Below are 14,074 nucleotides of genomic sequence, written 5' to 3'. Positions count from 1 at the left end.
ATTCGCCGGACACGTCCGGGTCGGCGGCCCACGTCGGCGAGGCCATGACGGTCCTCCCGCTCATCGACGCCGCGCCCGCCCCCTCCCCCTCCCGGCCGCGCCCGGCGGTGCAGCGTCTGCTGCAGGGTGACGGTGCCAATCTCATCGTGTTCACCTTCGCGCCGGGGCAGGATCTCCCCGACCACAAGGCGGCGCACCCCATCACGGTGCAGTGTCTGGAGGGGGAGCTCGACTTCACGTGCGGGGACGAGACGGTGCGGCTGGCCCCGGGCGTGGTGGTCCACCTGCGGGAGCACGTCATGCACCGGGTCGACTGCCCGGACAACGCCCCGGAGCGCAACATTCTGCTGCTGAGCATGCTGACGGGAGAGCGCCATGTCTGAGCTGTCTGAGAGGCCTGAGATGCCGGACACCCCGCACATCAACCCGCAGGGGGCACCCATCGCGCGGACGGTCCTCCTGCCGGGTGACCCGCTGCGGGCGAAGTTCATCGCGGACACGTACCTCGACGACGTCGTCCAGTTCAACGCGGTGCGCAACATGCTCGGGTTCACGGGCACATGGCAGGGGCACGAGGTCTCGGTCATGGGCTCCGGCATGGGCATCCCGTCGATCTCCCTGTACGCGCACGAGCTCATCCACGTCTACGGGGCGCAGCGTCTCATCCGCGTCGGCAGCTGTGGTGCGATGCAGCCGGAGCTGGACCTCTACGAGATCATCGTCGCCCAGGGCGCGTGCACCGATTCGCGCTTCCTCTCGCAGTACAACCTGCCGGGCACGTTCGCGCCGATCGCGTCGTGGCGGCTGCTCCGGGCGATCACGGAGGAGGCCGCGCGCCGGGGCACGGAGGTCCACGTGGGCAACATCCTGTCCTCCGACATCTTCTACAACGCCGATGACACGGCGATCTCCCGGTGGGCACGGATGGGTGTGCTCGGCGTGGAGATGGAGTCCGCGGGCCTCTACGCGGTCGCCGCGGATGCGGGTGTCGACGCCCTCGGCGTGTTCACGGTGTCCGACAACATCGTCACGGGCGCGGCCACCTCGGCGTCCGAGAGGGAGACCGCTTTCACCCGGATGATGGAGCTCGCCCTCCCCCTGGCAGCACTGTGACACAACTCACATAACCAGTTTCTTAACCCGATCGTCACCGGATGCCCAGTTCCCCCACAGGAACCAGGTCCCCGCCCATGTCGGATTTTGCATGCAAAGTGGCGCATGCGCGGCGTCGATACGCTGTAACGGCCCTGTCGACGCCTGTCAAGGGCGATGTTGCAGACGCCGCGACGGCATCTCCGGCCCGCTGCAGACCACCCCCGGACGTCCCTACCGTGGTGAGTGTTCCGCTGAAGCAGACATGAAAGGAATCCAAGACAATGGTTAACCGCAACATCGGAGACATCACCCGCGCCACCGCTTACGACGTCGACGGCGAGAAGCTCGGCTCCGTCAAGGAGGTCTACATCAACGACTCCACCGGCCAGCCGGACTTCGTCGAGATCGGCCACGGCCTCTTCGGTATGAGCTCCTCCCTGGTGCCGCTGCGTGGTCACCGCCTGGACGGCGAGAACCTCAAGCTGGCCTTCTCCAAGGACCGCATCCAGGACGCGCCGAACATCGACCACGACGCGCACCTCACCGACGCGGACCAGGACACCATCTACCGCCACTTCGGCCTGGAGTCCACCCAGAACGTCGAGACCTACGACGAGGACGTCGTCAACCGCGACCGCCAGGGTTACGCCACCACCGACGACCGCCGCGACGCTGCTCTTGACCGCGACGCCGCCGCCGATCGTGATGCACACCGCGACACCCACCGCGAGGGCGAGATGATCCGCTCCGAGGAGCGCCTCAACGTCGACAAGGAGAACGTCACCACCGGCGAGGCCCGCCTGCGTAAGTACGTCGTCCACGACACCGAGACCGTCGAGGTCCCCGTCGAGCGCGAGGAGGTCCGCGTCGAGCGCACCCCGATCGACGCCGATGACGCCCAGGCTGCCCGCGGCGGCACCCTCGGCGACGACGAGGCCTCCGTCACCCTCCACGAGGAGCGCGTCAACGTGACCAAGGAGACCGTCCCGGTCGAGAAGGTCGGCCTGGACAAGCAGACCGTCCGCGACACCGAGACCGTGTCCGAGGACGTCGCCCACGAGGAGATCGAGGTCGACGGCGGCGACCGCACCCTCCGTGACGACAAGCGCGACCTGCGCTAAACCGTTCCACCCCGCACCCCTGACCGGCCCCGGCCGTCAGGGGTGTCGGTCTGCCACGAGCCGGTCGAGCCGCGCCTGCGCCTCCGCCCGGGTGGGTGCCACCGCCTCGTAGTAGTACTTGATCTTCGGCTCCGTGCCGGAGGGGCGCACGATGACGCGGTCGGGGCCGATCTCACGCACCACCTTCTCCCCGGCGGCCCGCTCCACCCGCACCGCGACCTGCCGCGTCACGTGGTGCCCGAATCGTTCGCCGAGATCATCGAGCAGCGTCACCAGATCGCTTTTCGACGCCACCTCCGCCACCCGCAGGCACGCCGTGATCCCGTCCTTGTCCGCGACGAACTGCGGGTCGACGCAGTAACCGAGGGCCTCTTCGTACCCGAAGATGAGATCCGGGACGCGGGCGATCCACTTGAACCCGGTGTCGGCCTCCGCGAAACCGAGTCCGTAGTGGGCCGCGATCTTCCCGAGCAGCCGCGAGGACACGTTCGAGCAGGCCAGCGTGCCGCCGGTGGCCCGGGACGCCACGTCCCAGCCGAGCACCGCGCCGATCTCGTCGCCGGTGAACTGCCGCCCCGGCACGGCCACGGCACAGCGGTCGGCGTCCGGGTCGAGGGCCAGGATGAGGTCCGCGCCGACCCGCTCCGCCAGCGCGCAGGCCAGGTCGAGGGTGCCGTCCTCCTCGGGGTTGGGGAAGGCGACGGTGGGGAAATCCGGGTCAGGGTGCTCCTGCTCCGCGACCGGGTGCACGTCCGTGAACCCGGCCCGCCGCAACGCCTCGGCGAGCACCGCTCCCCCGACGCCGTGGAGCGCGGTGGTGACGATGACGGGCTGGGACGAGGGGGCGTCGATAAGCGAGACCGCGCGGGCGAGGTAGTCCCCGAGCACGTCGACCTCCCGGATCAGCCCGCGGGAGCGCGGGATCTCATCGGCCCGGGCGGCGGCGTCGATGAGCGCCGCGATCTCCCGGTCCGCGGGCGGGATGATCTGGGAGCCGGAGGCGTCGTAGACCTTGTAGCCGTTGTCGGTGGCCGGGTTGTGGGAGGCGGTGATCATGACGCCGGCGTCCGCGCCGAAGTGGCGGACGGCGAAGGCGGTCACCGGGGTGGGCTGCTGCGGCGGCAGGGCGAGGACCTCGATGCCCGCGGCGGAGAGCACCTCGGCGGTCGCCTCCCGGAACACGGCCGAGCCGTGGCGGGCGTCGCACCCGAGGACCACGCGCGCCCCCGGACCGAGCCAGGCGGCCAGCCCCGCGGTGGCGCGGGTGACCGTGGCGACGTTCATCGCGGTCTCCCCCGCCCCGATCGGCCCGCGCAGGCCGGCGGTGCCGAACGTCAACGGCCCGGCGAAACGCTCGTGGAGCAGCGGGTCACCGGTCGCCAGCCAGCGCTGCACCTCCGCCCGGGTCACCGGGTCCGGGTCGTGCGCCGCCCACTCCGTCGGGTTCACAGGCCGGCCAGCACCGCGGCCGAGGAGGAGCAGCCGAGGCGGGTGGCACCGGCGTCGATCATCGCGAGGGCGGTCGCGGTGTCGCGGATGCCGCCGGAGGCCTTGATGCCCAGGCGGCCGCCGACCGCGGCGTGCATGAGCTCGACGGCGTGGACGGTGGCGCCGCCGGCCGGGTGGAAACCGGTGGACGTCTTGACGAAGTCCGCCCCCGCCCGCTCCGCCGCGACGCAGCAGGCGGTGACCTGCTCGTCGGTGAGCACCGCCGTCTCGAGGATGACCTTGAGCACCGCGTTGGGGATCGCGTCGCGCACGGCCCGGATGTCGGACTCGACAGCCTCGAAATCGTTGTCCACGGCGAAGGCGAGGTTGATGACCATGTCCACCTCGTCGGCACCCGTCGACGCCGCGAGCGCCGCCTCGGCGGCCTTGATGTGGGAGTGGTGCGCGCCGGAGGGGAAGCCGCACACGGTGGCCACCTTCACCTCCGCGGGCACGTCCACCGGCAGGCGCGACGGCGAGACACACACGGAGTAGACGCCGAGCTCAGCGGCCTCCGCGATGAGCTTCTCGACGTCCGCCGCCGTGGACTCCGGCTTGAGCAGGGTGTGGTCGATGTACCGGGCGAGTTCGTTGCGCTTCATACCTCAAGTTCTAGCCGATCCGCTCGTGAATGAGGGTGCGCGGCGCGGGCGGGGTGTCGCCGATGACCGGGCGCAGCACCTCCAGTGCCCGCTCGAAACGCTCCGGAGTGTCGGTGTGGAGGGTGAGCAGCCGCTCGCCCCGGCGCACCCGCGTGCCCAGCGGCGCGTGGATCTCGATGCCCGCCCCCGCCTGCACGGGGTCCTCCTTCCGCGACCGCCCGGCCCCCAGCCGCCAGCTCGCGACACCGACCTCGAGCGCATCCAGCCCGGTGACGTAGCCGTCGTGCTCCGCCCGCACCTCGTGGGTGTGGCGGGCCCGCGGCAGCGGGGCATCCGCGTCGCCGCCCTGGTGGCGGACCATCGCCCGCCAGGCGTCCATGGCGTGGCCGTCGCGCAGGGCGTCGGCGGGGTCGGCGTCGACACCCGCGAGCGTGAGCATCTCCCGGGCCAGCGCCAGGGTCAGCTCGACGACGTCCGCCGGACCGCCGCCGGCCAGCACCTCCACCGCCTCGCGCACCTCGAGTGCGTTGCCCACGGTGCGCCCCAGCGGCGTCGACATGTCCGTGATCAGTGCGCAGCTGCGCACTCCCGCGTCGTTGCCCAGCTCGACCATGGTGCGGGCGAGCTCGCGGGCGTCGTCACGCTGCGTCATGAACGCACCGGAACCGAACTTCACGTCGAGGACCAGCCCGTCCGTGCCCTCCGCGATCTTCTTGCTCATGATGGAACTCGCGATGAGCGGGATCGAATCGACGGTCCCCGTCACGTCGCGCAGCGCATAGAGCTTCCGGTCCGCCGGCGCGAGATCCGCGGTCGCCGCCGCAACGAACCCGCCCGGTGCCGCCTGCATCTCCGCCTCGCTCAGCTCCGCCCGCCACCCCGGGATCGCCTCCAGCTTGTCCAGTGTGCCGCCCGTGTGCCCCAGCCCGCGCCCGGACAGCTGCGGCACGAACACCCCGTGCGCCGCGACGAGCGGCCCCAGCGGCAGCGTGATCTTGTCCCCCACGCCACCCGTCGAATGCTTGTCGACGCTCCCCTCCCACCGCATCCGCGCCCCCGAGTCGATCATCGCATTCGTCCAGTCGGCGATTTCCCGGCGGTCCATCCCCCGCAGCACGATCGCCATTGCGAGCGCCGCCATCTGCTCCTCGGCGACGCGGCCATGCGTGTACGCGTCGATGACCCACCGGATCTCGTCGGTGCCCAGTGCGCCGCCGTCGCGCTTGGTGCGGATAATGTCGATCATGTCCATGCCCCCGATCCTAGGGAGAACCATGCCTCTCGACCTGCTGGACCAGGCCCGCCGCGCCGCCCGCCACGCCTACGCCCCCTACAGCGGCTTCCCCGTCGGCGCGGCCGTGCTCACGTCGACGGGTGAGATCTTCACCGGGTGCAACGTCGAGAACGCCGCCTACGGATCGACCCTGTGCGCCGAGCGCGGGGCCGTCATGGCGATGGTCGCCGCCGGGTTCCGCGAGATCGACACCGTCGCGGTCGTCGGCCCCGACGGGCCGTGCTGGCCGTGCGGTGCGTGCCGGCAGGTGCTAGCCGAGTTCGGCTGCCGCCGCGTGCTTGTCGACGGCCACGAGGTCGCTTTCGCGGACCTTCTCCCCCGGGCTTTCGGCCCGGGTGTGCAGAAGCTGGACTGAACAGGGGTCAATTTCCTGCATTCTCCCTGTTCGCAACATGTCTCTACGTCAGCGATTGCAGACCGGTGAATCGCGTCCGACCCCGCCCACTGTGCAGTGGACGGGGTCGGACGAGTCAGAGTGCTTTACTCAGCGGACTCCTCGGAAGCCTCCTCAGCCGGAGCCTCCTCGGACTCGGCAGCCTCGGCAGCCTCAGCAGCAGCGGCCTCTTCGGCGGCAGCCTTCTCGGCGGCCTCCTTCTCAGCAGCAGCCTTGGCCTCGGCCTCTTCCTTGGCCTTGCGCTTCTTCTCGGTGATGGCCTCAGCGGTCGGGCCGTCGTTGGCCTCGGCGAGAGCCTGGTTGAACAGGTCGAGCTTGGAGGGCTTCTCCTCGGCCACCTTCAGGGTGCCCTCGGCGCCGTCGATGCCCTTGTGCTTCTGCCAGTCACCGGTGACCTTCAGCAGTGCGAGGACCGGCTCGGTCGGCTGGGCGCCGACGGACAGCCAGTACTGTGCGCGCTCGGAGTCGATCTTGATGAGGGACGGCTCCTGCTTCGGCTCGTAGATGCCGATGTTCTCGATGACCTTGCCGTCGCGGCGGGTGCGGGCGTCGGCGATGACGACGCGGTAGTGCGGGGTACGGATCTTGCCGAGACGCTGCAGCTTGATCTTGACAGCCATGTGGGGCTCCTTATAAGTCACTGGGCAGTTCAGACACCCGCCACCTGTCGGCGGGCCGGTTCAACCCTCGGATTTCACTGCGTGTGACTGACCGGCCGACCGTGGTCGGGGGCGGTATGACGCAGTAACCTGCAGTACTATACCGGGCCCGCCGCCGGGGACGAAATCGCTACTTCTTGCCCTGTCCGAAGTCGAGGTTGTCGAGGTCGATGCCCTCCATGCCCTTCGGCATCTTGGGCATACCCGGCATCTTGCCCAGGCCCGGCATTCCCGGCATGCCGCCGCCGGCCTCCATCTGCTTCTGCAGCTGCTGGAGCTGGGCCATGTCGGGCATTCCCGGCATGCCGCCACCCATGCCCGGCATCTGCGGCGAACGCGGTGCCTTGCGCTTGCCGCCCTTGCCCTTGCGACCCTTGGGGCGCTTCTTGGTGGCGGAGCGCTGCATGCCGCCGCCGGGCATGCCGAACTGTCCGGCCATCTTGCCCATCATCTTCTTGGCCTCGAAGAAGCGCTCGACGAGCTGGTTGACGTCGGTGACGGTGACGCCGGAGCCGTTGGCGATGCGCTTGCGGCGGGAGGCGTTGAGGATCTTGGGGTCCTCGCGCTCGGCGGGGGTCATGCCGCGGATGATGGCCTGGATGCGGTCGAGCTGCTTCTCGTCGACCATGTCGGCCATCTCGTTCATCTGCTTGCCGCCGGGCAGCATCTTGAGGATGTTGCCGAGGGGGCCCATGCGCCGGATCATGAGCATCTGGTCGAGGAAGTCCTCGAGGGTGAGCTCACCGGAGCCGAGCTTGGCGGCGGTCTCCTCGGCCTTCTTCTGGTCGAGGACCTGCTCGGCCTGCTCGATGAGGCTGAGGACGTCGCCCATGCCGAGGATGCGGCTGGCCATGCGCTCGGGGTGGAAGACGTCGAAGTCCTCGAGCTTCTCGCCGGTGGAGGCGAACATGATGGGCTTGCCGGTGACCTCACGGATCGACAGGGCGGCGCCACCGCGGGCGTCGCCGTCGAGCTTGGTGAGGACGACACCGGTGAAGTCGACGCCGTCGCGGAAGGCCTCGGCGGTGGTGACCGCGTCCTGGCCGATCATGGCGTCGATGACGAAGAGGACCTCGTCGGGGTTGACGGCATCGCGGATGTTGCGGGCCTGGGTCATGAGGGTCTCGTCGATGCCGAGGCGACCCGCGGTATCGACGATGACGATGTCGTGCTGGAGACGCTTGGCCTCCTCGATGCCCCGCTTGGCGACGTCCACCGGGTCACCGTGGGAGGTGCCCATGTCGTGGTCGTGGGAGTCGATGCTCGTGCCCGGGTCGGGGGCGAAGGTGGGCACGCCGGCGCGCTCACCGACGATCTGCAGCTGCTGGACCGCGCCCGGTCGCTGCAGGTCACAGGCCACCAGCATGGGGGTGTGCCCCTGCTTGGTGAGGTGCTTGGCCAGCTTGCCGGCGAGGGTGGTCTTACCGGCGCCCTGGAGGCCGGCGAGCATGATGACGGTCGGCGGGTTCTTCGCCAGGGTCAGGCGGCGGGTCTCACCACCGAGGATCTCGACGAGCTCCTCGTTGACGATCTTGACGACCTGCTGGGCGGGGTTGAGGGCCTCGGAGACCTCGGCCCCCGCGGCGCGCTCCTTGATGCGCTTGATGAAGCCGCGGACGACCGCGAGGGAGACGTCGGCCTCGAGCAGGGCGAGGCGGATCTCCCGGGCGGTGGCGTTGATGTCCGCCTCGGTCAGTTTGCCCTTCCCGCGTAGCCCGGTGAGGGCACCGGTCAGGCGGTCTGAAAGAGACTCGAACACTAGGACACACTCCTACGACTGCGACAATGACGACTGATCAACTCCCCCATGCTAACCGTTGCCCAGCACGTGGGTCACATCCCTGTCCACCTTACGGCGGTCGACGGTCGCGGTGAAGGCGGCCTGGACGATCATCGTCGCGCCCGGGGTGGTCATGGACAACCACTCGATCTCCGGCAGCACGCGCAGAAGGGCGGCGAGCGCGCCGACGCGGACGGCGGTGCGCACCTCGAGGACCTGCCCGCGCCACGACACCCACGTCGGTGCCGGGGCGGGCGCGGCCACCGCGGTGTGCACGCCTGATTTGTGGGCCTGGATGAACGCGGCGTCGTCCAGCTCCTCGAGCGTCTCGACGGTCGGGCGGGCGTCATATTCCGCATGGTCACCGGAGATCCGCACCCCGTTGAGCTTCCACGCCTTGGCGGCGAGCACCGCCAGCACACCCTGCGGGTCCTGTCCCCGGGCGGAGACGGTGATCATGTCGTCCTCCCGGCGCAGGCTGAGCGGTGCGGGGGCGTGGACGTGGGGGCGCAGCGGGGCGGCCAGGACGAGTGCCTGCCGCGCCCGGCGCGTGAGGGTGCGCAGTCCGTTCTCGAGGCGGGCGTTCCACACGCCGGGGCCGGTGGCCTTCGCGTCGGCCTCGGTGAGCACCTCGAGGAGGTCGAGGGTGTCGCGGTCGTAGTGCACGGCGTCGAGAAGCATGTCGAGGGTGTCGTCGGCGGTCGGGTCGAAGCGGGCGGCGAGGCGGGCGATGGTGGTGTGCTCGGCGACGAGGGTCTGCACGCGGGAACGGTCGGGCAGGTGGAGGCGGAGGCGGGCGGCGAGGCGGGCGACGAACTCGGCGCCGACCTGTTCGTGGGGGCGTCCGTACCCTTTGCCGATGTCGTGGAACAGGGCGCCGAGCATGAGCAGGTCGGGGCGGGCGACGGAGACGCCGGCGGCGGCGCAGTGCGCGACGGTGACGATGCTGTGCTGGTCGATGGTGTGGATGTGGGTCCGTTCGCGGGGCATCCGGCCGCGGATGTGCTCCCATTCGGGCACCAGTCGGGTCCACAGGCCGTGGGTGTCGAGGTCGTTGATCACCTCGGGGTGGGTGAGCAGGGCGAAGAAGTCCTCGACGGCCGCGGCAGGCAGGATCTCCGGCAACGGTGGCAGCTCGTGCAGCCGCGTCCAGGTGTGCTCGGCGACGGGCAGACGCGTGCGGGCGCTGGCGGCGGCGACGCGCAGCAGCAGCGCCGGGTCGCTGAGGTCGGGGCGACGTGACAGGGTGATCTCTCCCCCGGCGTCGACGACGTCGATGTCCAGCGGGCGCCGGTCCCCGCGCGCCCGCGAGCCGAGCGCCCCCCGGGCGGTGGCGAGGGCGGCGGTGACGGCGGCGTCGATACGCCGGGCGGCGGCGGCCAGCTGCGCGGAGAGTTCGTGGCGGTCGGTCAGCCCCATCTCGGCGGCGATGTCGGTGGCGAACTCGGGGTCGAGGACGTCGCGACGCCGGCGGGCGTGGCGGTGCAGGAGGGCGCGGACGTCGAGAAGCAGGCGCCGCTCCTCGGCGAGCGGCGGCTCGTCGCAGAGCTGCGCGAGCGCCAGGGCACGGATGAGGTCGAGGTCACGCAGCCCGCCGCGGCCGTTCTTGAGGTCCGGGTGCGTCATGGTGACCACCGACCCGGACCTCCGCCAGCGGGCGATCGCGGTGCCGACGAGCGCGTTGAAGTTGCGGTGGATCTCCACACGCCACTCCCGCAGCACCATCTCGCGGGTCCGCGCCGTGAGTTCCGCATCGCCGGAGAGGTGGCGCATCTCCAACAGGGCGAGCGCCGCGGTGGAGTCCGCGCTCATCATCCCCGCGCACTCCTCCGGGGTGCGCACGGCATGGTCGATGCGGTACCCGCTGTCCCACAACGGGTACCAGAGCTTCTCGACGTCCGGCTCCACCCCCGCCGGGTGCAGCAGCAGGAGGTCGAGGTCGGAGTGCGGGGCCAGCTCCCGGCGCGCCAGGGACCCGGTGGCCACGAGGGCACAACCGGGCGGAACGGGCAGGTCAGAGAGCAGATTCATCGTGGTCGCCGGTGCGGACGCGGATGACGCGCTCCACCGGCGTGACCCACACCTTGCCGTCACCCATCTTGCCGGTGTACGCGGCGCGGACGATGGCGTCGATGACGTCGTCGACCTGGGCGTCGGCGACCAGCACCTCGAGCTTGACCTTGGGCACGAAGTCGGTGGCGTACTCCGCCCCGCGGTAGACCTCGCTGTGTCCGCGCTGCTGGCCGTAACCCTGCACCTCGGTGACGGTGAGCCCGCCGACGTCCAGTGCCTCGAGCGCTTCCCGGATGTCGGAGAGGGTGAAGGGCTTGATCACTGCGGTGACGAGTTTCATGAGGCAGATCCTAGTGCGGAAGGGGCCGGGCTGTCATCGTAGGCGGACTCGCGGTGTTCGGCGAGGTCGATGCCGCCGAACTCGTCCTCCGGGTTGATGCGCCAGCCCATGGTCGCCTTGAGGGCCAGGCCGATGACGAAGGTGACCACCGCGGAGAAGACCATCGCCACGACCGCGATGACGATCTGCACCACGAGGAGGCGCAGGTGGTCGACGCCCTGGGCGAAGAACGCCAGGCCGATGGTGCCCCACAGGCCGGCGACGAGGTGCACGCCGACGACGTCGAGGGAGTCGTCGTAGCCGAAGCGGTACTTCAGGCCCACGCCGAGGCAGGCGAGAATGCCGCCGATGAAGCCGAGCAGGAGGGCGCTCACCGGGGTGAGTGCGCCGGCGGCCGGGGTGATGGTGACCAGGCCGGCGACGACGCCGGAGGCCGCTCCGAGGGAGGTGGGGCGGGTGTCGCGGATCCGCTCGACGAGCACCCAGCCGAGCATCGCGGCGGCCGCGGCGGCGGTGGTGTTGAGCCACGCCAGGCCGGCGAGACCGTCGGCGGCGAAGGAGGAGCCACCGTTGAAGCCGAACCAGCCGAACCACAGCAGGGCGGCGCCGAGCATGACCAGCGGCAGGTTGTGCGGGCGGGAGGAGACCTCCCCGCGCCTGCCCACCATGAGTGCCAGGACGAGGGCGGCGGTGCCGGCGGAGATGTGGACGACGGTACCGCCCGCGAAGTCGATGGGTGCGACGGTCGCCTCCCCGTCGGTGGTGCCGAACATCATCGCGGCCAGACCCTCCGCCGAGTGCGAGAGCAGTCCTCCGCCCCACACCATGTGGGCGAGCGGGAAGTACGCGAAGGTGGCCCACAGTGCGGAGAACACCAGCCAGGTGGTGAACTTCACGCGGCCGGCCAGGGCGCCGGAGATGAGCGCGGTGGAGATGACGGCGAAGGTGAGCTGGAAGGCGACGTCGATGCCGAGCGGGTAGCCGTTCGGACCGGGTTCGTCGATGAGCATGTCCCGCAGCCCGAAGTACTGCGTCGGGTCGGCGACGAGGCCCGCGATGGAGCGGTCGCCGTAGGACATGGACCAGCCCCACAGGATGTAGACGACGGTGACCACGCCGAGCGTGCCGAACGACATCATCATCATGTTCAGTGCTTGTCGACGCCCCGCCATACCGCCGTAGAACAGCGCCAGCGCGGGCGTCATGAGGAGTACCAGGGATGCCGACGTGAGCATCCATCCGGCGTCAGAGTTCATGGTTCAGCCCTCCTAGTCAGGTTATCTGTAGCTCGACAGGTTCGTGGCTACACGGCTAACTATAGAGATATAGAAACTGTTTCTATAGCCTTGCAGGTATAATGTGACACAGACAACAAAAAAGCGGCCCGAAGGCCGCTTCCCTGCTTATCGACGCCTACTTCGTGCCCAGCAACGCATCCACGAAGCCCTCGACCTCGAAGGGCGCGAGGTCATCCGCACCCTCACCCAGGCCGACGAGCTTGACCGGCACGCCCAGCTCCTCCTGCACCTGGAAGACGATGCCACCCTTAGCGGTACCGTCCAGCTTGGTCAGCGCCACACCCGTGATGTCCACGACATCCCGGAACACGCGCGCCTGCGTCAGGCCGTTCTGGCCGACGGTCGCATCGAGCACGAGGATGACCTCGTCCACGACCGCCTTCTTCTCGACGACACGCTTGACCTTGCCCAGCTGATCCATGAGACCCGTCGAGGTGTGCAGACGGCCCGCAGTGTCGACGAGCACGACATCCGCCTGCTCCTCCACACCCTTGGCCACCGCGTCGAACGCGACGGACGCCGGATCCGCACCCTCCGCGCCACGCACCGTGGTGGCACCCACGCGACGACCCCAGGTCTCCAGCTGATCCGCCGCCGCCGCACGGAAGGTGTCCGCCGCGCCGAGCAGCACCTTGTGGCCCATGGACACGAGCACACGCGCCAGCTTGCCGGTGGTGGTGGTCTTGCCGGTGCCGTTGACACCGACGATGAGGATGACCGCCGGCTTGCCCTGGTACGGCATCGCCTTGATGGAACGGTCCATCTCCGGGTGGCACGCCTCGATGAGGGTCTCCCGCAGCATGGTGCGGGCCTCCGCCTCACTGGACACACCGCGCTCGGCGATCTTGCCCCGCAGCGAATCGACGACGTTCATGGTCACCGTGGTGCCCAGATCCGCCATGAGCAGCGTGTCCTCGATCTCCTCCCAGGCGTCCTCGTCGAGGTCACCCGCGGTGAGGATACCCAGCACACCCTGACCGATGACGTTCTGCGAACGCGACAGACGACCACGCAGACGGCCGATACGACCGGCCGCCGGGGCGATGTCCTCGACCTCCGCCGGGGGCGGGGTGTCCGCCGGAACGGTGTCCGGAACCTCGGTCTGCTCCAGCGCCGCCTCGACGGCACCGGCGGTGACGGAAGCCGCGGCGGCGGCCTCGGTGGCCTCCTCCTCGACGCGCTCTTGCTCTTCCACGAGCTCCTGCGTCTCCGTCTCCTGCTCCACCTCGGCCGGGGTATCCACCTCGGGCTCCTGCTGCGGATCCTCTGCCAACTCATCGAGCGTCTCCCCCACCGGCTCGCTGACCTCGATGTCCTCGTGCTGCAGGTCCGACTCGGTGTCCGTGTCGGCCGGGGTGTCGGCGACGTGCTCGGTCGGGGTGTAATCCGATACCTCGGCGGCACCGTCCAGGGAGAAGGTCGCCTCCTCGTGCTCCAGCGGCTCCGCCAGCTCGGACGGCTCCGGGATGGTCGGCTCCTCGTGCGGCGGCAGATCCTCAGCCTCCGGCTTCACGTCATCCGGTGCCGGCTCGGCGAGCGGCTCCTGCTCGGTGACCAGCTCGGCCTCCGGCTCCGTCACAGGCTCCTCGACGGGCTCCTGCCCCTCGATATACTTCAGCTCCTGAGCCTCCGCGGCCTCCGCCAGGTTGTCACGCTGATCAACCGGCTGCTCCGCGACAGGCTCGGGCTTCGGCTCGACAACCGGCTCCGGCACGGGCTCGGTGGCGCCGAGCCGCTGTCCCTCGAGCAGTTCGGGCTCGCGCTCGTCGGCCTTCGCGGGTGCGAAGTTGAATCCGCCGGTGGCCTGGTAGTTGCCGGACTTCTCCTGCTGGGTGAGCTCCTTGGGGGCGTCGTCCTCCTTCTTCTCGAAGCTGACCGTCTTGGACTTCTTGCGGTTGAGTCCGACGACAACCAGGACGATGAGCAGCAGAATCAGGACTACTGCGATGCCGATGATCAGATAAGTCGTGTTCATGGCTTCCATAGTGTC

At 69.7% G+C, this 14,074-nt stretch carries 13 protein-coding genes; 4 read left to right on the top strand and 9 right to left on the bottom strand.

Translation table 11 applies throughout. The annotated features are described in order from the left end of the window. Positions 1 to 44 precede the first annotated feature (44 nt). The 3 genes from B9Y70_RS02445 (at position 45) to B9Y70_RS02435 (ending at position 2,216) form a co-directional block, all read left to right on the top strand. Positions 45 to 383 (top strand): cupin domain-containing protein, encoded by a 339-nt coding sequence (locus B9Y70_RS02445; RefSeq protein ID WP_085548826.1) that lies wholly within the window; start codon positions 45 to 47, stop codon positions 381 to 383. Continuing rightward, positions 376 to 1,113 (top strand): purine-nucleoside phosphorylase, encoded by a 738-nt coding sequence (deoD, locus tag B9Y70_RS02440; RefSeq protein ID WP_420838419.1) that lies wholly within the window; start codon positions 376 to 378, stop codon positions 1,111 to 1,113. The genes B9Y70_RS02445 and deoD overlap by 8 nt, the downstream gene beginning before the upstream one ends. A 263-nt stretch (positions 1,114 to 1,376) precedes the next feature. Then, positions 1,377 to 2,216, top strand: coding sequence for a DUF2382 domain-containing protein (locus B9Y70_RS02435; RefSeq protein ID WP_085548638.1), 840 nt, complete (start codon positions 1,377 to 1,379; stop codon positions 2,214 to 2,216). Between the two features lie 36 nt (positions 2,217 to 2,252). Here the strand turns inward: B9Y70_RS02435 and B9Y70_RS02430 are convergent, their stop codons facing one another. The 3 genes from B9Y70_RS02430 to B9Y70_RS02420 are packed head-to-tail and all read right to left on the bottom strand — an operon-like array spanning position 2,253 to position 5,558. Then, a complete protein-coding gene (locus tag B9Y70_RS02430) occupies positions 2,253 to 3,665 on the bottom strand; it encodes a phospho-sugar mutase (RefSeq protein ID WP_085548637.1) in 1,413 nt (470 codons plus the stop codon). Beyond that, complete coding sequence (deoC, locus tag B9Y70_RS02425; protein WP_085548636.1) at positions 3,662 to 4,306, bottom strand: deoxyribose-phosphate aldolase; 645 nt, start codon at positions 4,304 to 4,306, stop codon at positions 3,662 to 3,664. Before deoC ends, B9Y70_RS02430 begins: the two co-directional genes overlap by 4 nt. A gap of 10 nt (positions 4,307 to 4,316) precedes the next feature. Further along, a complete protein-coding gene (locus B9Y70_RS02420; protein WP_240309095.1) occupies positions 4,317 to 5,558 on the bottom strand; it encodes a thymidine phosphorylase in 1,242 nt (413 codons plus the stop codon). Positions 5,559 to 5,580: 22 nt separating this feature from the next. On the opposite strand from B9Y70_RS02420, the gene B9Y70_RS02415 reads away from it, so the two are divergent. After that, entirely contained in the window at positions 5,581 to 5,955 is a 375-nt protein-coding gene (locus tag B9Y70_RS02415; protein WP_205410397.1) for a cytidine deaminase, read from the top strand. Between the two features lie 125 nt (positions 5,956 to 6,080). On the opposite strand, the gene rpsP is transcribed toward B9Y70_RS02415, so the two are convergent. From rpsP to ftsY, 6 genes are all read right to left on the bottom strand, one after another. Continuing rightward, positions 6,081 to 6,614: a 30S ribosomal protein S16 gene (gene rpsP / locus B9Y70_RS02410; protein WP_085548633.1), complete on the bottom strand. Its 534-nt coding sequence runs from the start codon at positions 6,612 to 6,614 to the stop codon at positions 6,081 to 6,083. Positions 6,615 to 6,783: 169 nt separating this feature from the next. Then, positions 6,784 to 8,412 (bottom strand): signal recognition particle protein, encoded by a 1,629-nt coding sequence (gene ffh, locus B9Y70_RS02405; RefSeq protein WP_085548632.1) that lies wholly within the window; start codon positions 8,410 to 8,412, stop codon positions 6,784 to 6,786. 51 nt (positions 8,413 to 8,463) lie between these two features. Continuing rightward, positions 8,464 to 10,464, bottom strand: a complete 2,001-nt coding sequence (locus B9Y70_RS02400; protein WP_085548631.1) for a [protein-PII] uridylyltransferase — start codon at positions 10,462 to 10,464, stop codon at positions 8,464 to 8,466. Continuing rightward, positions 10,448 to 10,786 (bottom strand): P-II family nitrogen regulator, encoded by a 339-nt coding sequence (locus B9Y70_RS02395; protein WP_085548630.1) that lies wholly within the window; start codon positions 10,784 to 10,786, stop codon positions 10,448 to 10,450. Before B9Y70_RS02395 ends, B9Y70_RS02400 begins: the two co-directional genes overlap by 17 nt. Then, the gene (locus tag B9Y70_RS02390) at positions 10,783 to 12,042 is read right to left on the bottom strand and encodes an ammonium transporter (RefSeq protein WP_085548629.1); all 1,260 of its coding nucleotides are present in this window, start codon (positions 12,040 to 12,042) and stop codon (positions 10,783 to 10,785) included. The genes B9Y70_RS02395 and B9Y70_RS02390 overlap by 4 nt, the downstream gene beginning before the upstream one ends. A gap of 157 nt (positions 12,043 to 12,199) precedes the next feature. After that, entirely contained in the window at positions 12,200 to 14,059 is a 1,860-nt protein-coding gene (ftsY, locus tag B9Y70_RS02385; RefSeq protein WP_085548628.1) for a signal recognition particle-docking protein FtsY, read from the bottom strand. Positions 14,060 to 14,074: the final 15 nt, after the last annotated feature.

Origin of the sequence: Corynebacterium pollutisoli (assembly GCF_900177745.1) — a bacterium.
GTDB lineage: Bacteria > Actinomycetota > Actinomycetes > Mycobacteriales > Mycobacteriaceae > Corynebacterium > Corynebacterium pollutisoli.
Note: the sequence above shows the minus strand (reverse complement) of the source record. Positions and strands in the feature narration are given on the sequence as shown.